The sequence below is a fragment of the Bartonella sp. B23 genome (genome assembly GCF_053793815.1).
The window spans coordinates 874,533-898,995 of sequence record NZ_CP200033.1 but is presented as its reverse complement, the minus strand read 5'-3'; the positions used below and the strand labels follow the sequence as shown (position 1 = coordinate 898,995).

Genomic DNA, 24,463 nt, shown 5'->3' with positions numbered 1-24,463 from the left:
CAAAATATTTCAATTTACGTCTTGTTGTTTTATGTTTGATATATCAGACAATTAAAGATATTATAGATAAAACATTACCAAAGTTTTGTTGAGCAGAAAAGAGTAAATAATGAGCTGTTTTTCGGTAGTAAGTTTGACAGAATCTGCAGTAAATCATGTTAAAGCGATTATGGATGCAAAAGATGCACATGGCATCCTTATTGGTATAAAGAAAGGTGGCTGTGCGGGAATGGAATACACAATTACCCTTGTAAAGGAAGAGGGGGTGGATGCAGATGTTGTTGAAATTAACGGCGCCCGTGTTTTTATAGCACATGATGCAATATTATTTTTATTAGGGACGCAGGTAGATTACGAAGTGACAACACTTCGTTCTGGTTTTGTGTTTAAAAATCCTAATCAAGTTTCAGCATGTGGATGTGGTGAATCGGTGGAACTTCGTCCTGCTTTGCAAGATCAGCTAGATAAAGCGTATCAAGCCAATTGAACTTGGTCAGATTTTATTGAATAATTTGGATGTTTGTTGGTTTTTTTAGGTTAGCGAAATCTGATATTTTTCTTGCTTTTTGCCTTATTTCAAAGGTTTTCTATTTCATTTAAAGTTGCATCAGCTGGTATTTTGGATTGAGCGGATATTTTTTGTTCAGTGCAGGCAAAACGGTTTCGAAATTTTATATTTGTTTTTTTTAATGCTTTTTGTGAATCAGTATTCAAGTAGCGTGCAAGATTAAGCAGGGTAAAATAAAGATCACCGAATTCTGCTTCTATATCTGATATATTATTGTTTCTGATTGCTTTTTTGGTTCATTGAATTCTTCTTCAATTTTTGCAAAAAAATTATGATTTTCATACTAATAAAAGCCCACTTCGGCAGCCGCTCTTTGTAAAGTAAGTGCTTCCTGGTCTGCTGGCTAGATCTTTTTTATTTTTGCAAGAATTTATTTTTGCAAGAACGCTTGTTGTGAAATCGTTTGATAGGTTTATTTCTTTGCGCTATTGTTTCTTTTTAGCTCGTTCTGTTTTTTTAATCTGTTCCCATTCTTCTGCTATAAAACCACGTTTTCTTTCTCTACATTTCCAAAAACATGGGGATGGAGAAGAATTATTTTTGCGGTAATTACGTAAACAACATCTCCAAAAGAAAAGTTTTTTCTTTTTGCGCAATTGTAGCGTGGTAGATTATCTGTAAAAAAAGATCACCGAGTTCATCACAAAGATCTGTGCGGTTATCTCGCTCAATGGCATCGATAACTTCGTAAACTTCTTCAAGCATGTAGAGTACAAGATATTAAAATGCTTGTTTTACATTCCAGATACGTTCGTTTTTAAGATTTCGTAATGCTGCAACAACTGCGATAAGATCATTAATATTTTTTGACGCGCTCATTTATGTCCTTCACATAAATCTGCAATATATCAGCTATCCCAGCGTCTGTGTAACCATGTCCATTGTCCGGGGTATTCACGTACCCAACTTTCAACAATATCATTTAATTTTTGTACAGAAGCAGCTATATCAATTTCATTGTTTTCATCAAGTGGAAGGTTTACACGTTCATACAACTCTAAACGGTGACGCCCTCCAGGAAGACGAATACAGCGCGCTGGATAAATATCGCAATTATAGTGTCGCGCAAGCTTTATAATCAGGGGATTTGTTTTAAGTGGTCTATTAAAAAATGTTCCTAAAATACCTCGACGAAACTTTTGATCAACGAGCATACCAACATTTTGACCTTCTGCTAATTTAGCTGCTAATGCCCAAGCTGCACCTGCCTTAGAAGGGACGAGATGCCCCATAGAAGTTTGTCGAGCTTTCAGAACTCGTTTTGCTACATAGGGATTATTTGGTGGTCTAAAGAGCACTGTAATATTAAGGCCAAAACTTTGAGCGCATATAGGGAGAAGTTCGAAATTTCCAGTATGGGCTGTGAAAAAAATATGCGGTTTTTTTTCATTTTTTAATCGCTGAAATATTTCGGCACCCTTAACCTCAATAAGACCTGGCTGGTCTGCATGAGGATCAAAATCAAAAATTTTATCAAGAAAAATATATTCAGCTATAAATTGTCCTATATTTTCCCACATTTCTATTGCAACTGCATGCAGTTCTTTTTCTGTTTTTTCTGGGTATGCAGCTCTAAGATTTGCAAGCGCGATTTTATGACGATGGACAAGAGGACCGAATGTTTTTGCTAAGAAGGAAAAAAAAGAAATTCCAATGTTTGCAGGAAAATATTTTAAAATAAATAAAGAACCAATGAGCAGATATCCCCATAAAAAATAAAATGATCTTTTTACCATTATTTTAATACGATACATGAAAACTTTAATATAAAATTTTATCATAATTTAATCGATTTTAAGAATAATTTTACCAAAAACATTACGGCTTTCCATGCGTTTTAAAGCTGTATCAATTTCATTAAATCCAACAATTGTATCAATGACAGGGTGTACAACGCCTTGTGCCATTTTCTGCATAGCATTTTGCATATTCTCCATGCGGCAGCCAAATGAACCGAATATCTTAAGTTGTTGCTGGAATAACTGCATGAGATTTAGTGGTGCTGTAACTCCAGAGGTAGAGCCACAAGTTACTAAGCGTGCTCCTCGTTTCATACATAACAGAGAACCGCTCCATGTATCAGCCCCTACGTGTTCAAAAACAACATCAACACCTTTTTTTTGAGTCAATTTTCGGACAATACCTTCAAAACGTTCTTTACGATAATTAATCACGTGATCAGCTCCGAGAGCCTGTGCTTTTGCAATTTTCTCATCTGAACCTACGGTCGTAATAACTGTGCATCCCATATGTTTTGCAAGTTGAATGGCTGCTGAGCCGATGCCAGAACCACCTGCTTGTACCAAAATTGTTTCTCCGGCTTGTAGTTTTGCATTATCAAAAAGCATATGTTCTACAGTACCAAAAGTAACTGGAGCAACAGCCGCTTGTAGTTCATTACATTTTTGTGGAGCCGGAACTAATAGGCGTGCTGGCAAATTGACAAGTTCGCAGGCAAATCCATCAAGATGAAAACCGTAGACACCTTTTACATCATTGCAAAGGTTATCATGTCCTTCACGGCAAGCTTTGCATGTTCCACAGGTTTGCGCTCCATAAATTGAGACGATCTGCCCTAGCTGTAAATTTTTAACATTCCTTCCTAGTCGAGTGATCTCACCGGAAGATTCTGCACCAATTATAAGGGGCATTTTTCTTTTAGCAAAGGCCATACCACGCCAGCCCCATACATCAATATGATTAAGAGAAACGGCTTTTATACGCACTGTTGCTTCATCAGGATTAGGCGGCGGCGGTGGGGCAATATTGGTGATTTCAAGCTCGCGTTCATTTAATAATTGCAGTGCACGCATTATCTTTCCACTTAAATATATATGGTTATTAGGTTAAGCATAATGAGTTTGATCAGTATTAAAAGATTTAGCCTTTATATGCTGTGATAACAAGACTCGTGTTTTGACCACCAAATCCAAATGAATTTGATAAAACCGCATTGACACAAGCTTTACGACTATGATTGGGAACAACGTCTAAAGGGATAGTAGGATCAGGATCATCATAATTGATTGTAGGGGGAATTATTCCCGATTGAATCGTTAACAATGAAAAAATAGCCTCTATGGCACCGGCAGCAGTTAATGTATGCCCAATCATTGATTTATTAGAAGAAACAGGAATATGCTCTAAAATATCACCGAAGACTGTCGACAATGCGAGATATTCCATCTTTTCATTTTCAGGTGTTGAGGTTCCATGTGCATTAATATAGTCAATTTCATTGATGGTTATTTTGGCATCATCTAAGGCTTTGCGAACTGATTCAATTGCTGGAGATGCATCAGGCTTTGAGCGCGTACGATGAAAATCATCTGCTGTTTCTCCACAACCAGCCAAAATTCCTAAAATTGTAGCGTTACGATTTAATGCGCTTTTAAGAGATTCAAGAACAAGAGCGCCTGATCCTTCTGCCATAACAAAACCATCTCTATCACGACTAAAGGGTTTTGCTGCTTTTTCTGCAGGATCATTATGGGTTGAAAGAGCAGATAATAATGAAAAGCGAATAAGGGATTCTGCTGAAACTGAACCATCCGTAGCAACTGTAAGTGCACGATTTGTTTCTTTCCGTCGAATAGCTTCAACGCCCAATTGAATAGCCGTTGCACCAGATGCGCAAGCAGTTGAAAGTGTAACAGGAAGTCCTTTTGTTCCAAATTGTTTTTGAAGATTTTCCGCAATTGCACCAAATTGTGTACTCTTGAAGAGTTTTTCGTGGAGGCTACGACTGCAGACTTCAAGAAGACGCGCATAAGAGGGATCACTAGTGAATGTCTCTTTTTTATCAAGAGCAAAACGCGCTGTCCATTCAAGCTCAACAGGAGGAGCCGCTAAAAAGAGTGGGCCATTAAAATCCATTTTATCAAGAGCTGCTTGCACTAAAGCTTCTTCTGCTGCGAGATACGCGAGTTTTTCAGAGAGAGCTGAAGCACCAAGGGTACTTTCTTTAAGAAAATCAACTGTCCCAGCGATACGCGTATTTAATCCTTCAACGGGAAAACGCGTTATTTTATGGATACCGCTGATACCACTTGTTAATTTTTGCCAATTTTCGTGTTTGCCTTGTCCTAGCGATGTTACAATTCCCACTCCAGTGATTGCCACAATGGGACGTCCGAGATGATCGTTATATTTCACTACAGAAATCTCCCTCAAACAGCAGTTAGGCGGACTATACCTTCAGATCTTTTTATACCAACAGTTGTAACAAATGCTTCACGTACTTCTTTAGAAAAAGGCTTTTCATGATTACTTAAGGCTGAAAAACTGCGTTTTTTTTCAACAGAAATAGCAGCAAGTGCAAGTGCTAAAAGAAATTGCGCTTCTCGCATATACCCAAATAATGTTGCAATACCGCGGTAAGAAATATCAGCAATCTCAAGAGCAATTTTTTCCATTTTTGTTACTTCATGAAATCCTGAAGCAGCTGAAATGGCTAAAGTAGATTTAGCAGCCATTGCTTTCAACATTAATATAATTGACTCTTCAAGCGAGACTTTTGTTCTATCTATTTGATCTGTCAGTATCTGGTCAATTTCAGCATAAACACGTGCATTACGTTTTTCTGCGTGAGCTCTGCTTTCAAGAACCAGAAAGACAGCACCAGAACCAGTTATAACACCGCCACCAGGGTATTTTTTACGTTCCCACACTGGTGTCCACCCACCCCGTGTTAAAAGGTTTCCAAGTTCATGAGCCAATAACATATCATAGCGCTGTGCATTATAGGAGCTACCTACCAGTGCATGCGTGCTCTGTCCTGATTTAATACGTGCTGTAGCAATTTGAAGTGCAGAAAGTCCAGACCCTTCTTCTCCCATAAACGTGCGAGAAGATCCAGTAACCTTGTGAACAATTGAAATATTTCCAGCTAAAAGATTTGATAATTGTGCTAAAAATAAAGTAGGACGAAGTTCGGTCGAAAGGATTGAATTCAATATGGAATTAGGGTCGGCTGTTGTACGTGCTTTAGAAAGAACTTGTGTATCAACAACAATATCACGTTCCCCTCCACTTGCTGCAACGATCATATCCATTGTTGATGTTAATTGTTCGTTGCCTTTCATACCTGCATCACTGAGAGCAAGACCAGCCGCATAGGTACCAAGGCGTTGCCACGTACCCATCTGCCGTTGATCACTTTTTTTAGGAATCTGTAAATTCCAATCAATCTTTGGCAACCGATGAACAGTATAGGGTGAAAAAGTTGTACAATCAAGATTTGGCGTAATTGTGGAATCATTTAAGAGATTCCAATGATGATCAACTCCTTCTCCCAGAGAGGTCATAAGTCCTATACCAGTAATGAATACAGCCTGATCATACATGGTAAAAAATTATTCTTTCTCTTTTAAGGCAACAAGCTCATCAATTTTTGTACAAAGATTTTTAAGAACAAAGTACTCTTCAGTTGTAACTGCACCTTCGTTAACTTCTTGCGTCCACTGCTCTAGTGGAACTTTAATCCCAAAAGCTTTATCAATAGCAAACACAATATCAAGAAAATCAAGACTATCGATTCCCAAATCATCAATTGTATGGCTTTCAGGTGTGATCGTATTGCGATCCATTTCACTAATTTCTGCAATAATATCAGCAACTTTATCAAACGTAGAGGACAATGTACGATTCCTTATTATAGAGTTGATAAATTCAAAATACACTACTGCCCTTCTTTTAGCCTTTTTTCTTTTAAAAAAAAAGCTAAATCCAGAATATGGCTGTCTTTTCTGTAGAGCACATGGGTTTACAGTGCTTGAAATACCATACTGTAAGATTATGAAAAACTTTGGAATTTATTTTGAGCTTGCTTATTTTTATTTACTTTATCATAGAATTTTTTCTGTTAGCAGCGAGGACTGCAAGGGCTGTCATATTAACAACTCCCCGTGAAGTTACTGAAGGTGTCAGGATATGCACGGGACGTGAGGCTCCAATTAAAATAGGTCCTACGTGAAGTGCATTGGTGAGATTTTTTACGAGATTGAGTGCTATATTAGCTGCATCAAGGGTTGGAAAGACAAGCAAATTAGCTTCGCCTTTGAGGCGTGAATCAGGAAAAACACGATCACGAAAAACTTTAGAAAGTGCAGCATCACCATGCATTTCACCATCGGCTTCCAAATTAGGGTATAATTTAGCAAGAATTTCTGTTGCACGGCGCATTTTACGCGCACTTGCTGTATTTTTTGAGCCAAAATTTGAGTGTGACAACAATGCTGCTTTTGGTGTTATACCAAATGCTTCAATTTCTTGTGCTGCCAGTGCGGTCATTTCTGCTATTTCTTCTGCAGAAGGATCTTCATTAACATAAGTATCTGTTAGAAAAAGAGTACGACGCGGAGAAATAAGCAAACTCACAGCAGAAAAATGACGAACATTTGAATCAAGACCAATAACTTGTTCAATCAATTCAAGATGACGTTCAAAACGCCCTTCTAAGCCGCAAATCATTGCATCAGCTTCTTCACGCGTTACGGCGAGTGCTGCAATCGCTGTTGTTGATGTTCTGACGATTGTTTTAGCAACGTCAGGTGAGACACCGCGCCTTCCTGTATAGCGAAGAAATAAATTAACATAATCACGAAAACGTGGATCATCTTCTGGATTGGTAAGTTGAAAATCTATACCAGGGCGAATTCTTAAACCAAGGCGCTTTAATCTCGTCTCCACGACATGTGGACGGCCAATGAGGAGAGGTATTGCAGTTTTTTCTTCAAGTACAATTTGTGCTGCTCGAAGTACGCGTTCATCTTCACCATTGGCGTAAATGACACGCTTACGTTCTGCTGTTTTTGCAGCAGCAAAAACAGGTTTCATCATTAAGCCAGAACGGAATACAAATCGATTAAGGGTATCATGATAGGCTTCCATATCTTCAATCGGCCGAACAGCAACACCAGTTTGCATTGCTGCTTTAGCAACAGCAGGAGCAATGCGCAGTATTAATCGTGGATCAAAGGGAGAGGGGATCAGATAGTTTGGACCAAAACTAGGTGGTTTCTTTGAATATGCACGTGCTGCAATGTCTGAAGTTTCTTCACGAGCCAGGGCTGCAATTGCATGAACTGCAGCCATCTTCATCTCTTCATTGATTGCGGTAGCACCAACATCTAATGCACCACGGAAGATATAAGGAAAACAAAGAACATTATTGACCTGATTGGGATAATCAGAGCGTCCTGTGCAGATCATTGCATCTGGTCGCACGAAATGTGCTTCTTCCGGCATAATTTCTGGTGTTGGGTTAGCAAGTGCCAGAATTAATGGATTTTGAGCCATTTTTTTCAGATATTTAGGTTTCAAAACACCACCTGCTGATACGCCTAGAAAAATATCCGCATTATCAATAATTTCGGATAAAGTTCGTGCATCAGTTTCTTGTGCATAATTAATTTTCCAACGATCCATAAGGGTTTCACGACCTTTATAAACGACGCCTTCTAAATCGCTAAGCCAAATATTTTTAACTTTTGCTCCAAGGCGAACCAAAAGGTTAATACAAGCTAAGGCTGCAGCGCCTGCGCCAGAGACAACTATTTTTGCGTTTTCAATTTTTTTTCCAGCAAGATTTAAGGCATTTAATACTGCTGCAGAAACAATAATAGCAGTTCCATGTTGGTCATCATGAAAAACTGGAATATTCATTCGAGAGCAAAGTTTTTCTTCAATTTCAAAACATTCAGGAGCCTTAATATCTTCAAGATTAATGCCACCAAATGTGGGTTCTAAGGCAGATACAGTTTCTACCATTTTCTCAATATTGGATGCATCAATTTCAATATCAAAGACATCAATATTTGCAAACTTTTTAAATAAAACAGCTTTTCCTTCCATAACTGGCTTTGAGGCGAGAGGGCCAATATTTCCTAATCCAAGAACAGCAGTTCCATTTGATATAACAGCGACCAAATTAGAACGGGAAGTATATTGTGCGGCAAGATTTGGATTTTTATGAATTGCAAGACATGGCGCAGCAACACCTGGAGAATAAGCAAGAGCCAGATCACGCTGATTATCAAGGGGTGTTGTCGATTGTATTTCCAATTTTCCAGGCTTTGGATATTGGTGATAAAAAAGTGCGGCACTATCGAGTTCAGCTTTTTGTGAACTGAAATTACTATTTCGTTCTGTAGACATTTTTATGATATCCAAATTACAGTGTACGTTTATATGAGTGTTTCATTTACGATAAGGTTTTATCTACCGCTAGAGCTTAATTTATATCAATACAAAAATGCAACGAGTATGAACAAATTCTTTTAGATTGTTAAATTAGTTTGATATTTCTTTTTGTTTGCACTCATTAACAGTTTTATTGATATTAGCACAATTAGTTTTCTCTCCTTAACCGAAATTCGCGGAGGTTAGTCAATTTTTTAATAAGTAAAATATTACTGGTCATTACATTACCAAGCAGTTATTTTTTTGCAATGCTGGTAAGATAAGCAAAAAACAGAAGAAAGTTACTTACTAATTTAATCTAATTGCCATAAATATGTGCCTTATTTATACGTTCTACAAGTAGATGTGTGATTTATTAGCTCATTTTTTATAAATCCTAAATTTTGTATAATTTTAAAAAGGTTTATTATAGAAAAAATATGTATTTCAATGAATGAAGATTTAGTTGAGAAATCTTTCATTGGGTGTTTTATACGCATGCAGTTCGTTTTTTCAGTAGCTCTTTATAAAAAGTGAAGTGGGGGGGGGCGAACAAGAGAAGTATGAAACGGTATGTTCATCTCATTATGCCGGTCTGTTTGGTAGTTAATTATGCTATTTTAAATAGGGTTACTGCTTAAAACATCATAGAAAACTGCATGCCAATCATCTATTTACCCTTTAACATACAATGTTATACTTGAAATTAGTGCATCACATGATGGTGAGCTATGAATACAGTTAGAACAAAAGTAGAAAAATATCTTTCCCACTTCTATCGGTATCTATTGAATACGACCACTTGCATGAGCAAGCATAGTATAGACTTTCCCAGTATCTGATGTCAGATATTTTCGAACTGAGCTAGAAAAACCAGAACCATGGGATACTTCATGTAAGGGTTTTTCAAAATCCGTAATATACTGATTAACTGAACGTCTAAAATCAACATCATTCATATATTTTTTCCTAATCATCTCAAATATGGCTTTTCCGTTCAAAGTATAAAGGCGTTCCGTTACGATGTTTTTTTGTCCACGCTGATAATGATCCCACAATTCAACGATGGCATTGTGGTTAATAGCCCGTAATATACCTGCTGCTAATGTATTAAGAGATACATTAGCAGGACGTGGTTTTGTTTGCATTGGCGCAAAAACAGCATCATCAGGAATTTCGTCATACCAATTTTCTTCACGCGAAGCTCTCTCCAGGAGATTGGATACCCATTTATTTTGCCTTTTTTTGCTTTGGTGTTGTTGTAAAACGGGTTTCGGTGGCACTATCTTTTTGATGGAATCAGGAGAAATGCTATCGCTTTTCCGAAGTGTTGATGAGGTAGGAAATGCTGACATTAGCTGCTCATTTGTATTCTTTTGATCAGTTTTTCGTACAACACTTGCTAAGTCCTTTAATGCCGTAATTTGTTCATTGAGAGGAGCACGGATTGTTTTCGTCATTTCTTTTTTCGTTGCAGGCAATTCTTGGACATTCCCATTAATATCATCATTAATTTTTGAAAGTTCTAAACGAATCTCATCAGATGAACGACGTATATCTTCTGCTGCTCCTGAAAAACGCGTTGAAGCTTCATTAATCAGCTGATTAAGTGATTGTTGGAGTGAATGTGTTGAATTACGCGCACTTTTATCAGCACGTTCAAGTGCTAAGCTGAAAATGTTTTCATAATGTTCAATCAGTTGATTGATTTCATTAGATTTTGAAACAAGAGCACTGCTTAATGCAGAGAGCATGTTATGTTTTTCTTCAAGTGTTGTACTCAGTGAATTTTCGGATTGTTCGAGAACATGAACAGTTTCAGACAGTGTTTTAGCATGTTCACAGAAACTATTTGTTATATGACTAATTTGCTCAAATGTATTTTGTGAAAGCCCTTGCAGAACCTCAACATTGTTGTTGAGCGCTTGATTTGAGGCTGATAAATGCTCTGCAGCTTGGGTGGTATTTCGAAAAAAATTATTTGCAGTCTCGCTAAATTGACCATCAATATTTTGAACCACCGATAATAAAGCATTGCTATTTTCGTGGAAGCTATAAATTGATTGATTTAGCTGTTTAAGGATGGATGAGACATTATTGATGAGATCTTCCTTCATAGCAGTTACTGTTTGAAGTGTTTCAGAATTGGTTTGTGCCAGGCTATTCACCAAAGATTCACTGTGTGCATAAATTCTTTGCTCAGCATCTTGTGCCGAGAGGGAAAGTTGTTCACCGATATGCTCTGTTAAATAACCAATTGACTCCGTTGTACTTTGTGCAGCTTGATTTAAATGGTTTGTCAACTCTGTGATTTTTCCCACATGTTCTGAAATTTGAGTAGCTGTTTGATTTTTCGCTTCTTCCAAACGATCACTTACATCAGAAAGCTGATGTTTTAAGTTATTTTTAAGATTCCGCATAGAGTGATGAAGAATATTACAGCGTTCGTTAAGGACTTGTTCAATTGCTATTGTCGAAGTGTGAATTGTTTCATTCAACAATGCTTGTGCATTATGACTAGCCGTTGTGAAGGCTTCCACAGTATGAGTTGTTTGATCAGACAAAGAAGACAAAACTTTTTCACTAGTGTCATAAATTGTTTGTTTAACATTCGATACGATGCGATTGCCAGATTCTGAGAGAATATTTTCTGCTTTTACAGTGACATCTGTAACCGATGAAAGTATCTGTTCACCTGCAGAAGAAAGAATATCAGAGGCTTTTATAATCTTATTATGCAAGTTGTCTGTGACTGTATTGACGGAATCTTCTAATGTGATGCGCATATTATCAATGTTTGTTTCCAGCGCTTGTTGAATCATCTGACTTTGTTCATTATTAAGCATGATAGATGTTTTTAATGTGTCAGAGCGTTCTTCAAGAGCAGATGTCTGCATCTCAATAGTTTCACATACTTGACCAAGTTTTTTGGACAATGTTTCTTCTAGTGCAACTGCATGTTCAAAAATTTTGTGTGTACGACCCTCTAGATTTGTGTCAAACGATTCTATGCGTGCATCAAGGGTTTTAAAGAATATACCACTAGATTGAGAGAGAGTACTCTTCAAAACTTCTGCATGGCTTTCTAGGTTTTTAATATGACCTTGAACAGTTTCAGTAATGTTCTTGTTGTTGACAGCAATTGCATTTTCAACTAGATCTACTTGTTGCTTTAATGCAACATCAACGCGTATATCACTTTTTGCGATGAGATTATGGATTGTTTCCATCCGTTGCTCGAGTGTACGTGCTTGATCTGCGAGAACTTCGTTGAGAGAAAAACTATTAATGGCTAAAGAGTCACGCAGAGCATCAGCACGTATATCAATATTTCTAGCTTGTGCTTCTAAAACTTCTTTCGTTGTGTTGCAGCTTTGTTCGATGATTCCTTGTAGTTTTTCTGTGCATTGAACTATATCTTCAACATGATCTCCAGCATGCTGGTTAACGATTTGAACCTTATCAATCAAAGCCTGTTCAAGATTTGAAGTATTTTGAGCTAAGATATCAATTTGACTTCTTAACGTATCAGCAATTTTATTCCTTTCATTATCGAGTACATCTACCATTAGAGCTCGTTGATCAGAAAGCTGTAACTTGAAGTCTTGCGAACGTTCTTGTATAATCTCAACGATAGCATTATCAATATGTTGAACTTCCTCTCTTAGCCTTTCTTTGCTTTTGTCGATTGCAGAAAGAATGGTTTCGTGCCCGTTTGTAAATGCTTCGGTGATATCAGTCGTTCTTTCTTTGAGACTTGTATTAATTTGCAAGGCGTGTGATTCTAAGAAATCGCCAAGCTTTTCAGCATTATTTTCTAAAGTTTGTGTGCGAGCAATGAAGGATTCGATTATAGAATCGCTGTGTTCCTTGAGTGAAAGATCAACAGCTGCTAAACGATTTTCAAAGGCTTCAATCGCTTCTGAAGTTACTTTATCGAATTTAGAAGAGAGTTTATGTGCCTGATCGTCGAGCTGTATGATTTTTTCATCAAAATTCTGCAAAGATTGATTATTGCGATCAATAATGGTTTCATCTAACGTTTTAAATTTCTCATCAATACTATGCAGAGTTTGATCTGTTGTTGTTTGTATATGCGTCGCAATTTTAGCGATATGCATTTCAGCTTTAGCAGCTGCTTCATCAAAGGTTTTCTCTATTTGTCTTTCATTATTATCAAAACGTTCTGAGAAACCATCAAAATTTCTTCCTAATTCATGGAAGAACTGTGTGTTTTTTTGCTGAATTTGTGTTGTGGTTTCATTAAATTTTTCAATGAGATGATTTGTTACGCTATCACCTGCATAGGAAAGTTTCTCAACAAGATCTTCTCCCTGTTTTTGTAGAGTCTGGGAAAGAGTTTGCGCAAGCTTTTCAGCATTTGTCACAATTTTAGAGGTAACTAAGCCAAATTCATCACTTAGCTGTTCTTGTGTTCCTTTAATCGTTGATTGTACGCGATCAGCATGATTTAAAATGGCTATGCGTTCATTACTCAATTCTTTGATTAATGTGTGAATGCGTGATTCATTTTCAGCATAGGCCTGTTCGAGATTGTGAACTTCTCCTTGTATGATCGCTTCAAGCTCAACAGCACGCTCAAGTGTGCGCTCAATTCCCTCATTCATGGCTGCGACTTCTTCACGGATAGTTTGTCCTATAGCAATAGCTTGCTTTTCAGATATATGTTGTGGTTCGCTAAGACGTTGTACAGCATTTGTCATAAGAAGAGCGATATCATGCAATTCGTTTGAACGTTTTATTAATTGAGCAATCCCCCAAGAAATAAGGATAGGGATTGCTGTTCCAGCTGCTACCGCTATTCCCATTTGGGATGTAATAAAGGAAGCAATACTCGATAAGGAAGTAAGTCCAGCAGGGGCTAGCTTATGAGCAACAAAAGCACCTCCTGTTGCCCATAGAGCACTGAGTGCTGTTGTACACCAGTAGATTCGAGAGGTAGAGCGCTGCTTTAAGAAGCCAAGGTTTGCAGAAATTGTTATATCATCATTAGCAGGAAGCAGTTGTGTAGACAATAATGTATTATGAACAGTTCCACCTGAAAGTTCAGGTGCAGGTTTTTGAGTAAAAAGTTGTTCAACAACGGACTCATCAATTACAGCACTATCATGAGCATTTGAGACAAAAGTTGAAGCACCATTTTCAGAAAAAATTTCTTCTTCCGCCAGTGTGATTTTTTGAACTAACTCATTTACATTAGGGGCATTTTCAGAATTATTAAATGAGATCGTTTCAATTGTTTCGTCATCAAAATCAAGGTTCATAGCTTTCGAGAGAGCTTCTTCGACTTCAATTTCAAATGTTTGTAACTTGGTTCTGCGTGCCATACTCGCCTCGTACTCTTACAGATGGGAAAGGGATACGTCCTCCTCCAGATTTTCTAGTATACTAGCTGTTAATTATTTGGAAAGGAATATGTTCTGAGAAAAATTTTAAAAACTTATCAGGATAAAGTTAACGCAGCTCATTATATCCGATTCAAAAGTTGTATAAAATACAATAAAAACAAATGGATATTTGAGTAGAATAAAAACAAAAATGCTGTTTACAACTTTTGTTCATAATAGAATTACAAGCCTGTTATATTATGGGAAGATATAATTTAGTGGTAGTTACGCACAGAGTTTAAAAGAAGTCTATGGTGTGTGGATATATTTGTATTGTGTAACCTATTATTTCTTTTTATCAATGCTAAATTAGCGAATCGTATTACTATGCTGTTTATTTTGTTTGATTCTAGATGACCATATATTTCCTTAAAATGCACAGAATGTGAAATAGGGTATGCACAGTGCTTTGAGGACAAAATAAAAGCCCACTTTTGAACCGTAATGCATAAAGTAAACGTAGGAAATTTTTTATTTAGTGACAGATTTTCACGGTGTGCAGTGCTTTTGCCTTAAAAGATTCCTTTTTTAATATTTAAGCTACCTTTTACTAATTTTTGAAGCTCCTACGTTGACAATTGGATATTTTTCAGCCGATATGCATGCACGAATATTTTATGCAATTCGAGATGAAGGTGTAAGAATAATGGCAGAACGATCACAACACCTGCAGGATGTGTTTTTAAATACGGTGCGCAAGCAAAAAATTTCTCTTACAATTTTTCTTGTAAATGGCGTTAAACTAACAGGTATCGTAACTTCGTTTGACAGTTTTTGTGTTCTTTTACGTCGCGATAGACACGCGCAATTGGTTTATAAGCATGCTATTTCCACAATTATGCCTGGACAACCTGTGCAGATGTTTGAAGGTGAAAGTTCAGAATAAACAAATTACTTTTAATTTAAACCTCTTATCCCATTTTATAAAGTGCTTAAATTGCCATGATAAATGAAAATGAGAGATTTAGGGATTCTTCTTCACAGATTGCAAATCAGGTGCGCGCACTTGTTTTGGTGCCGGTTTTTCAAGAAAATAAGGGTAAAAATGTCTTAAGTGGTGGGTCAGTATCTTCCCGAATTGAAGAGGCATTGGGGTTAGCACGCGCTATAAAATTAAAAGTTATTCATTATGAAGCAGTTAATATCGTTAATCTCCGTCCTGCAACGTTGTTTGGAAAGGGTAAAGTAGATGCACTTGCCCGTTATATAAGTGAAGAGAATATTGAGCTTGCAATTGTAGATTATTTTTTAACACCAGTGCAGCAGCGTAATTTAGAAAAATTGTGGGATTGCAAAGTTATTGATAGGACGGCTTTGATTCTTGAAATTTTTGGGGATCGTGCGCGAACAAAAGAAGGAGTTTTGCAAGTCGAATTGGCGCATTTGTCTTATCAAAAAAGTAGACTTGTGCGTAGCTGGACGCACTTGGAAAGACAACGTGGTGGTCGTGGTTTTTTAGGTGGCCCTGGTGAAACTCAAATTGAAGCGGACAGACGTCTTTTGCAAGAGAAAATTATTCGTATCCGCCGCGAATTAGAAACAGTTATTAAAACACGTGCTCTTCATAGAGCAAAAAGAAAAAAAGCATCCCATCCTGTTGTTGCTTTAGTAGGATATACTAATACGGGAAAATCAACTCTTTTTAACCGTTTAAGCGGTGCGGATGTATTAGCAAAGGATATATTGTTTGCAACGCTTGATCCGACTTTGCGCAAAGTTATTCTTCCCCATGGAAAAAATATTCTTTTATCTGACACTGTAGGTTTTATCTCTAACTTACCAACGCATTTGATTGCAGCTTTTAGAGCAACCATTGAAGAAGTGGTTGAAGCTGATCTTATTCTTCATGTGAAAGATATGTCAGATTTTGAGCATCGTGCGCATGCCCATGATGTTTTAGAAGTGCTTTCAAGCCTTGGTATCGACATTGAAGATACAGAACGTATCATAGAAGTTTGGAACAAGATTGATATATTGGATGAGCACGCATTAAACGTTTTGCGAACAAGCGCGAAGACACAGTTAAATCTTGCAGTAATGGTATCAGCGCTTATGAGTGATGGACTTGATCAATTGTTAATAGCAATTGAAAAGCGAATTTTTGGAAAACTGCAAAAGGTTGAATGTCTTTTAAAACCTCATGAAATGTCACTTATTGATTGGTTTTATGCAAACTCTGGTAATATAATGCAGAAAAGTCATGAAGATGGTTCTGTTACCATTAGAGCAGTACTCACCTCTGAAGCAAAAAAACAGCTGGAACATATCAAGCAAAATATGAATTAAAGTTTTTTGAGATATTTCTTTATATTTTTCTCAATTTTTGCGTTTTTTTCATCTCAAAATAATATGTTTTCAAGTTAAGAGGATAGTTACTACTTTCTCTTAATAAATAAATATGAAATATTTTACTGGTTGAAATAAAAATGAGTCTTAAGTGTAATAAAAGACTGTTTGTACGCGCGATTCTGCGAAATGTTTTGTTCGTTTTGCTGTTAGTGTTGGTATGTGCATTTTTTATTTGGTTGTATTACCTTATTCAACCACGGATATATCGGGCAAGCTTGACTTTTTCGTTATCTGATTCTGTAGGAAAGCCATTGCCAACTGATAAGCAAAACAATATCCTTGCATTCCTGTTTTCACAGTCCATATTTTCGGGCACTTCAAGCGTACAAAATTTTGCTTCAGATGCTGCTCAGAAGAAAGATTTTCATGAAAATGTTCGCTTGTCTCGCAATGGTAATTTTATCGATCTTACTTTTGAAGCTGGAACTGTTGAAGCTGCTCGATATGGATTGGAAATGTGGTTTTCTGCATTTTCACAAGCAATCATAGAACAGAAAAAAAAATTATTGTTAACGCAGTTACAGACTGGTCAACAATACGATAGAACTGAGGTACTTAATATAGTGCAGGGATTTCGTTCATCTGTTGATTCTTTCATTTATCAAAATGTAAAGCGAACAGAGCTTAGTGATCTTTCTATGCAATTAACGCAAGCAACCTTGAAGCGTATTCATTTAACGAGTTTAAATTCAACTATTAATATGATGCGTGAAAAAGGACAGTCTTTACTGTCTCTATCATTTATTGCAAATAATTCAGTGATTGCTGCATTAGAATCCAAGCGTGACCTTTTGGAGACACAAAGAGCACATATGGTTGCGCAATTAGGTTGGACACATCCTCAAATTAAAGCAATGACTGCGGAATTAGAGGCAATTTCTCATCAGTTAGAGAATAAAATTTTGCAGATCATTCATCAAATTCATTCGGATGAAGTTATTGCAACAGAATTTGAAAAACAACTCAAAAAAAGGATGAGCTCTTTTATAAAAGATCAGTCCCAATCTTTGAATCAAATGTTTGATGAGCTTGAAAATAAAATAAAAGCAGTAGTGGGTTTACAAAATAAAAAGATGAGCGGAGTTTTTTCTCTGTTACAAGGTACAAAGATCCACGTGGTTGTGCCTACAACGCTAGTTCCTATTTCTTTTATGGATCTTTACGGAAAAAATGTTATTATCAGTGTGCTCACAAGCGTGGTTACTTTGTTGGGAGGAATATTGTTATTTCGCCGATTCTTTGAAATAAAAAAAGGTCAACTAGGAGAAAATGATCTTAAAAATAATGAGGGCGCTTTAGTATCTGAGAAAATAAAAAGTTTTGAATCTTTGATCACAATAGAGGGATTATCTGATTTTTTGAAATGCCGTACTTCAACGGTCGTTTCAATAATTGGGCCAGAAGCTGCGCGGATGGCAGCAAGGCTTTCTCTTCATCTCGTAAAAGAGCACAAAACAATCCTGTTAGTGGATATTTCTGGTCAACAAATAGAGAAAGTTATTGGTCCTCATCGGGGAATGAGCGATATTTTAACAGGAAATGCCCAGTTGCATGACGTTATTTACCGTGATTATGATACGGGAGTTGATATTCTTCCTCAAGGATTAACAAGTGCTGTTTGTGCACAAAATTTTTCAAATGAAATTCCTCATGTATTACAGGAATTTAAAAAAGAGTACGATTTTATCGTTTTAGAAATGGCGAGTGAACCAAAATATGGATTTGAGAAATTTGCAGAGTTAACAGATTATTATATTTGTAGTATTGCGCTTAACGAACAGGATTGGATGATGCAAATGGTGAGTAAGTTTCCGAAAACTGTTTATCGTGTGGTTGCATCATAAATGTCGTAGATTGCTCGTTGCATGTTGTAATGATACGCTTGTTTTGTGTTAGAGCTATAGACATACTTAAAATAGCCTAAGATTTAATGTTTAAATTTTGAAATGAGTTGTGATTGGAGAGAGACGTGGGGCAATCAGAGATGACAGTAGAGGGGTTGAATGGTGGCATTTTAACAGCATTGCAAAAGAAAAATAGAAAACAAGTTCAGGTGTGGCTTTATTCTATTTTATTGCTTTGTTTGGCTATTGTTTTGGTGGGAGGGGCGACCCGCTTGACAGGATCAGGGTTGTCTATAACAGAATGGAAGCCGATTCATGGTGTTATTCCACCAATTGGTGTAGATCAATGGCAGGAAGAGTTTTTAAAATATCAACAGATAGCGCAATATAAGCTACTTAATCGTGATATGACGTTAAATGCGTTTAAGGTTATTTTCTGGTGGGAATGGGCACATCGTGTTCTCGGGCGTCTTGTTGGTTTTGTGGCTTTATTCGGTTTAATTTGGTTTTGGGCGACAAAACGTATTGAAAAAAATATTTTATTTCAGCTCGCGGTTGTACCAATTCTTATTGCATTTCAAGGGGCGATTGGTTGGTGGATGGTAGCTTCAGGCATTGGCAAGAGTGATTTGACAAGCGTGAGTCAATATCGTTTGGCATTTCATCTTATAACAGCATGTTTTGTTATTATTTTTGTTACTTATTTGGCGCGAGGACTCACAGAGTATTCAGAGGAACCAGCAAATAAAAAGGTTCAATATTTTGCTGGTTGGTTTGTTATTCTTATTGTGATTGAGATTTATTTTGGTGCTTTAGTTGCAGGGCTTCATGCTGGGAAAGTCTACAACACATGGCCGTTTATGGATGGTCAGATCATTCCTGATGGATTATTTCAGCATAATCCTGTTTGGCTTAATTTATTCGAAAATCCTCTAACTGTTCAATTCTTTCATCGCTGTTTTGCGTATCTTTTGTTTATTACAGCAGTTATTCATGTTTTATACGTACAAAAGAATGCTCCATACTCAACCCATGCGCGCCGTGCATTTTTTATATGTATGATGATCGTTGTTCAGGCATTTTTGGGTGTCGTCACCTTGTTACATGAAGTTCCCATAAGTTTTGGGCTTATTCATCAAAGCGTTGCGTTAGCGATATTGTGTTTTTCGGTTGCTCACTGGCGAGCAACAAAAGGGGTATATCGTGCTGTTTAATAATTTATCACCAAAGAAGTATTAGTATCCTGAAAGCATTAAATCGAGATTTTGAACGGCAGCAGCAGCAGCGCCTTTTCCTAAATTGTCCAATATGGCACAGAGATTAAAAATTCCTTCGCGCTCATTGCCAAATACAAATAGTTTCATCCCATCTGTATGTGCTAAGCATTCTGGATTGAGTTTGGTGAGTGCATCGGTCTCTTCTTGTGAGGCAACTGATATGATATTTTGTCCACTGTAATGGTTTTGAAGAATTTCTCGCAGATCAGAACAGTTCGCTGATTTTGTAAATAAATGACGATGTAGTGGAATATTTACAATCATTCCTTGAGCAAAACGACCAACACTTGGTACGAAAATGGGTGTTTGGTTGATTTGTCCATAGATTTTAATTTCTGGCACATGTTTGTGTCCAAGATTGAGACCATAGATGAAATAATTTTCCCGAACATTATTTTGTTGAGATTGATCTTCCATGTGTGCAATTAATTGTTTACCTCCACCAGTATAGCCGGATACTGCGTTAATTGATATCGGATAATAAGCATCTAGCAGGCCTGCTTCACGGAGTGGTCGAATCAAGCTAATTGCACCGGTAGGATAACATCCGGGATTGGTCACGTAATGCGCTGTTTGGATACGTTTTTTGTGTCCTGCAGTCATTTCAGGAAAACCATAGACCCAATTTGGCGTAACACGGTGTGCTGTTGAGCTATCAATAATTCTAATTTTTTTATTATTTTTAAGCCATTCAACTGTCTCGCGTGCGACATCATCTGGAAGACATAAAATGGCAATGTCAGTTTGACTAAGATAGTCTCGCCGAATGTTAATGTTATGTCGCTCTGTATGAGAAAGAGAGAGTAATTTAAAATCCGAACGCTCTGCCAGTCGTTTTTGTATTTGTAATCCGGTTGTTCCATGTTCACCATCAATAAAAACTCTTGTTGTCATCCTGGTTACCTTGAATTAATTTCTTCCACCATATTCAGCTTTTCATATTATAAATTATTACCAATTTAAATAATAGTCATTAAGTTATTGAATTTACTAATATTATAGATATTTTTATAGAAATTATGGCAGATAGGAGCGCGGGAGGAAAAACGTCATACCCATTTTGCAGCATTTTGTGGGAAAAGAGCTTTTGCTCACATAGCAAAGAAATAAGGTAATTGTTTGCATCATTTTTGGATGAAAATGGTTTAAAATATTTTGTTTGCGCGATTTGCTGTGTTATCGTTTAGTTACTTTATTTTTTTACTTTAGGAATGTGTTTTATGAATCAACAGGAAAACGACATACAAAAGCGCTTTTTTAATGATAGATTACAAACTGTTGATGTTGCAATCTTTGATGCGATTAGGGGTGAATTTGGGCGTCAACAATGCGAAATTGAGCTGATTGCGTCAGAAAATATTGTTTCAAGAGCAGTTCTTGAAGCACAGGGGTCGGTTTTAACCAATAAATATGCGGAAGGTTATCCAAGAAAACGCTATTATGGTGGTTGCCAATTTGTTGATGTTGTTGAAGATTTAGCAATTGAACGAGCAAAGCAGCTTTTTGGTGCTGCTTATGCAAATGTCCAGCCTAATTCTGGTAGCCAAATGAATCAGGCTGTCTTTTTATCTTTACTTCAGCCAGGTGATACATTTATGGGACTGGATCTAAATGCTGGTGGTCATCTTACCCATGGTTCAGCGGTCAATATGTCAGGAAAATGGTTCGATGTTGTTTCCTATGGTGTGCGTCAAGAGGATCAGATTCTTGATATGGAAGAAGTTGAACGCCTTGCAAAAGAACGCAAACCAAAACTTATTATAGCAGGTGGCTCGTCTTATTCTCGCCTATGGGATTGGAAACGATTTCGTGAAATTGCAGATGAGATCGGTGCTTATTTTCTTGTTGATATGTCTCATATTGCGGGTTTAGTTGCAGGAGGTGTTCATCCTTCGCCTGTTCCGCATGCGCATATTGTAACGACTACAACGCATAAATCGCTGCGCGGTCCTCGTGGTGGTTTGATATTGACAAATGATGAGATATTAGCCAAAAAAATCGATTCAGCAATTTTTCCAGGTCTTCAAGGTGGTCCTTTAATGCATGTGATTGCGGCTAAGGCTGTTGCATTTGAGGAGGCTTTGCGTCCTTCTTTTAAAAGTTACAGTGCTCATGTCGTTGCTAATGCAAAAACTTTAGCAAAAACACTGCAAAGTAATGGTTTTAATATTGTTTCTGGCGGTACAGATAATCATTTGCTATTGGTTGATTTGCGTTCTAAAAATGTGACAGGAAAACGCGCAGAATTGGCTTTGGGACGAGCGCATATTACCTGTAATAAAAATGGTATTCCTTTTGATCCTGAAACACCCTCTATCACATCAGGAATTCGTTTGGGGTCACCTGCTGCGACGACGCGTGGTTTTACGGAAAAAGAGTTTATTCAAGTTGGTGATTTGATCTCAGAGGTTCTTAATGGTCTTCGGATAGCGAAAAATGATGAAGACAACAGTGCTGTTGAAATGGCTGTTAAGAAAAAGGTAGGAGATATAACGAATAAATTTCCTCTTTACTCTTATCTGAGCACTTGTTAAGGATGCAAAAAGATGCGTTGCCCTTACTGCCAATACGAAGATACACAGGTTAAGGATTCGCGTCCTGCGGAAGAGGGATCGGTCATTCGCCGTCGACGTGTATGTTCCGTTTGCGGTGGACGTTTTACAACTTTTGAGCGTGTTCAGTTGCGTGAACTCTTAGTATCTAAAAAAAGTGGACGATGTGAGCCATTTGATCGTGATAAGTTAATGCGTTCAGTTGATATAGCTGTACGTAAGCGCAATATTGATCCTGACTATGTTGAACGAGCAATTTCTGGTATTGTACGTCAGCTTGAGAGTTTGGGAGAACCAGAGATTGCTTCGGAAAAAATTGGACATCTTGTTATGGAAGCGTTGAAAAGTATTGATGATATTGCCTATATTCGTTTTGCTTCCGTCTATCGGGATTTTTGTAATGCAAGCGATTTTCATGATGTGATTGACGAGTTGTCAAAGGGTATAATGGATACGGATACAGAATCTCGCTTTGATGAATAAAAAAGTGCAAGATGAGCGGTTTATGGCTGCAGCTATCCGTTTGGCAGAGCGTCATGTCGGTCTTACAGGTGAGAATCCTTCAGTCGGTACGTTGATTGTGCGAAACGATGATGGTGTAGGAATGTCCGTGGTTGGGTATGGTGTAACGGCCATCCATGGAAGGCCTCATGCTGAGGTGCAAGCTTTACATATGGCGGGCTCCTTGGCTCGTGGTGCTACTGCTTATGTGACTTTAGAGCCTTGTTCGCATTATGGAAAAACTTCGCCGTGTGTGAATGCACTCATTGATTCAGGTATTTCACGGGTTGTTATTGCTCTGATTGATTTAGATAAGCGAGTTGATGGTCGTGGTATTGCTCTTTTACGTGCGGCTGGGATTGAAGTGGTTGAGGGAGTTTTAGCTGAGGAGGCTTTTGAGGCGTTGTGCACACATTTGTGTATAAGGAAGCTACAGAGATGTGCAGTTACTTTAAAAATGGCAATTTCTGCTGATAATGGTGTGGGAAAAAAGGGGCAGGGTGGAATAAAAATTAGTGGAATGATTTCTCACACTCATACTCATATTTTACGTGCTCAAAATAATGCTATTCTTGTTGGTGTTGGTACTATACTAGCGGATGACCCGCAATTAAATTGCCGTTTGCCAGGGATGGAGACACGTTCGCCTATACGCGTTATTTTGGATTCAGATTTACGCATCCCACTTGATGCAAAAGTTGTCCAAACAGCAACAAGAATTCCTACATGGGTGATTTGTGATACAAATTTTTTGAAGAAAAGCAAAAAAAGTGCACTAGAACATTTTGGTGTGTCTGTGTATTCGGTAAAAATGGGCAATGGTTGCATGCAGCCCTTTGCTATTTTACAGCTGCTTTATCGATGTGGAATCAATAGCGTTTTACTTGAGGGAGGTGTAAAAACAGGGGAAGAGTTTTTAAATGCCGGTTGTGTGGATCATTTGATATGCTTTTATGCACCCGTTATTTTAGGCAAAAATCGTATTGAAGCTCCTCGTTTTGGAAATTACCTTTCACAATTTCAGGAAGTTGAGACAAGGATGTTTGGAAATGACCGTTTTTATAAATGGAGACGTAAGACATTATGTTCACAGGGATTATAACGGATATAGGTTGTGTTGAAGATGTTCAATCTTTAAAAAAAGGGGTTCGCTTAAATATTTCTACGCGTTATGCTATGGAAAGTTTAGAAATTGGTTCATCAGTTGCCTGTTCAGGAATTTGTCTAACAATCGTTGAGCGAGGATCAAAACATGCGAACATCAGTTGGTTTGCTGTGGAAGCATGGGAAGAGGCATTGCGTTTGACTAATCTTGCAGAGTGGAAAAAGGGGACTTGTATTAACTTAGAGCGCTCTCTCCGCTTGGGTGATGAAATGGGCGGGCATTTAGTTTCTGGTCATATTGATGGTTTGGCAGAGGTCATTGATCAAAAAAATGAAGGTGATGCAGTTCGTTTTTTTCTACAAGTTTCAAAAATATTTACACCTTTTATTGTAAGCAAGGGGTCTATTGCACTTAATGGGACATCTTTGACTGTTAATTGCGTTGAGGATTGTATTTTTGATATCCTTGTTATTCGCCATACACTTGAAATGACAACTTGGGGACAAACTAAAATTGGAGATCACGTTAATTTAGAAATTGATCAATTGGCTCGTTATGCTGCAAAGTTTTCTGGCTTTAAAATGATAGACGAGTAAGTTGAAAGCTTATTGTATTTTTTAGAATTTTGCACTCTATAATCCTATTTTTTTGGTTAATTTTTATCTATAGGATTCTGTC

17 protein-coding genes and 1 pseudogene are annotated in these 24,463 nt (G+C 37.4%); 9 read left to right on the top strand and 9 right to left on the bottom strand.

Going from position 1 to position 24,463, the window contains the following annotated elements; all coding sequences use genetic code 11:
• The first annotated feature begins 109 nt into the window (after positions 1-109).
• A complete protein-coding gene (locus V4B17_RS04060) occupies positions 110-487 on the top strand; it encodes an iron-sulfur cluster assembly accessory protein (protein WP_455478938.1) in 378 nt (125 codons plus the stop codon).
• Positions 488-576: 89 nt separating this feature from the next.
• Here the strand turns inward: V4B17_RS04060 and mazG are convergent.
• The 8 genes and pseudogenes from mazG to V4B17_RS04020 form a co-directional block, all read right to left on the bottom strand.
• Positions 577-1,387: pseudogene (gene mazG / locus V4B17_RS04055) on the bottom strand (nucleoside triphosphate pyrophosphohydrolase).
• 29 nt (positions 1,388-1,416) lie between these two features.
• A complete protein-coding gene (locus tag V4B17_RS04050) occupies positions 1,417-2,346 on the bottom strand; it encodes a lipid A biosynthesis lauroyl acyltransferase (protein ID WP_455480183.1) in 930 nt (309 codons plus the stop codon).
• Positions 2,347-2,352: 6 nt separating this feature from the next.
• Positions 2,353-3,381 carry a zinc-binding dehydrogenase gene (locus V4B17_RS04045; protein ID WP_455478937.1) on the bottom strand — a complete coding sequence of 343 codons (1,029 nt, stop codon included), beginning with the start codon at positions 3,379-3,381 and terminating at the stop codon, positions 2,353-2,355.
• Positions 3,382-3,448: 67 nt separating this feature from the next.
• Positions 3,449-4,723, bottom strand: a complete 1,275-nt coding sequence (locus tag V4B17_RS04040; RefSeq protein ID WP_455478936.1) for a beta-ketoacyl-ACP synthase — start codon at positions 4,721-4,723, stop codon at positions 3,449-3,451.
• Positions 4,724-4,737: 14 nt separating this feature from the next.
• Entirely contained in the window at positions 4,738-5,913 is a 1,176-nt protein-coding gene (locus V4B17_RS04035; protein WP_455478935.1) for a beta-ketoacyl-ACP synthase, read from the bottom strand.
• A gap of 9 nt (positions 5,914-5,922) precedes the next feature.
• Complete coding sequence (locus V4B17_RS04030; RefSeq protein ID WP_455478934.1) at positions 5,923-6,207, bottom strand: acyl carrier protein; 285 nt, start codon at positions 6,205-6,207, stop codon at positions 5,923-5,925.
• Between the two features lie 199 nt (positions 6,208-6,406).
• Positions 6,407-8,725 (bottom strand): NADP-dependent malic enzyme, encoded by a 2,319-nt coding sequence (locus tag V4B17_RS04025; protein ID WP_455478933.1) that lies wholly within the window; start codon positions 8,723-8,725, stop codon positions 6,407-6,409.
• 809 nt (positions 8,726-9,534) lie between these two features.
• Positions 9,535-14,097, bottom strand: a complete 4,563-nt coding sequence (locus V4B17_RS04020) for a hypothetical protein (RefSeq protein WP_455478932.1) — start codon at positions 14,095-14,097, stop codon at positions 9,535-9,537.
• 706 nt (positions 14,098-14,803) lie between these two features.
• Between V4B17_RS04020 and hfq the strand changes: the two genes are divergently transcribed.
• The 4 genes from hfq to V4B17_RS04000 all read left to right on the top strand — a co-directional run bounded on the left by hfq (position 14,804) and on the right by V4B17_RS04000 (position 19,564).
• On the top strand, positions 14,804-15,043 hold the full coding sequence (gene hfq / locus V4B17_RS04015) for an RNA chaperone Hfq (protein ID WP_455478931.1): 240 nt from the start codon (positions 14,804-14,806) through the stop codon (positions 15,041-15,043).
• A 56-nt stretch (positions 15,044-15,099) separates the two neighbouring features.
• On the top strand, positions 15,100-16,443 hold the full coding sequence (gene hflX / locus V4B17_RS04010) for a GTPase HflX (RefSeq protein ID WP_455478930.1): 1,344 nt from the start codon (positions 15,100-15,102) through the stop codon (positions 16,441-16,443).
• A 140-nt stretch (positions 16,444-16,583) separates the two neighbouring features.
• Entirely contained in the window at positions 16,584-18,350 is a 1,767-nt protein-coding gene (locus V4B17_RS04005; protein ID WP_455478929.1) for a hypothetical protein, read from the top strand.
• A 125-nt stretch (positions 18,351-18,475) separates the two neighbouring features.
• Positions 18,476-19,564, top strand: a complete 1,089-nt coding sequence (locus V4B17_RS04000; protein WP_455478928.1) for a COX15/CtaA family protein — start codon at positions 18,476-18,478, stop codon at positions 19,562-19,564.
• A 21-nt stretch (positions 19,565-19,585) separates the two neighbouring features.
• On the opposite strand, the gene argC is transcribed toward V4B17_RS04000, so the two are convergent.
• The gene (gene argC / locus V4B17_RS03995; RefSeq protein WP_455478927.1) at positions 19,586-20,521 is read right to left on the bottom strand and encodes an N-acetyl-gamma-glutamyl-phosphate reductase; all 936 of its coding nucleotides are present in this window, start codon (positions 20,519-20,521) and stop codon (positions 19,586-19,588) included.
• Positions 20,522-20,847: 326 nt separating this feature from the next.
• Between argC and glyA the strand changes: the two genes are divergently transcribed.
• The 4 genes from glyA to V4B17_RS03975 are packed head-to-tail and all read left to right on the top strand — an operon-like array spanning position 20,848 to position 24,381.
• Positions 20,848-22,161, top strand: a complete 1,314-nt coding sequence (gene glyA, locus V4B17_RS03990; protein WP_455478926.1) for a serine hydroxymethyltransferase — start codon at positions 20,848-20,850, stop codon at positions 22,159-22,161.
• A gap of 12 nt (positions 22,162-22,173) precedes the next feature.
• Positions 22,174-22,662, top strand: coding sequence for a transcriptional regulator NrdR (gene nrdR, locus V4B17_RS03985; protein ID WP_455478925.1), 489 nt, complete (start codon positions 22,174-22,176; stop codon positions 22,660-22,662).
• On the top strand, positions 22,655-23,782 hold the full coding sequence (gene ribD, locus V4B17_RS03980; RefSeq protein WP_455478924.1) for a bifunctional diaminohydroxyphosphoribosylaminopyrimidine deaminase/5-amino-6-(5-phosphoribosylamino)uracil reductase RibD: 1,128 nt from the start codon (positions 22,655-22,657) through the stop codon (positions 23,780-23,782). Before nrdR ends, ribD begins: the two co-directional genes overlap by 8 nt.
• Positions 23,764-24,381, top strand: a complete 618-nt coding sequence (locus tag V4B17_RS03975; protein ID WP_455478923.1) for a riboflavin synthase — start codon at positions 23,764-23,766, stop codon at positions 24,379-24,381. Before ribD ends, V4B17_RS03975 begins: the two co-directional genes overlap by 19 nt.
• Positions 24,382-24,463 lie beyond the last annotated feature (82 nt).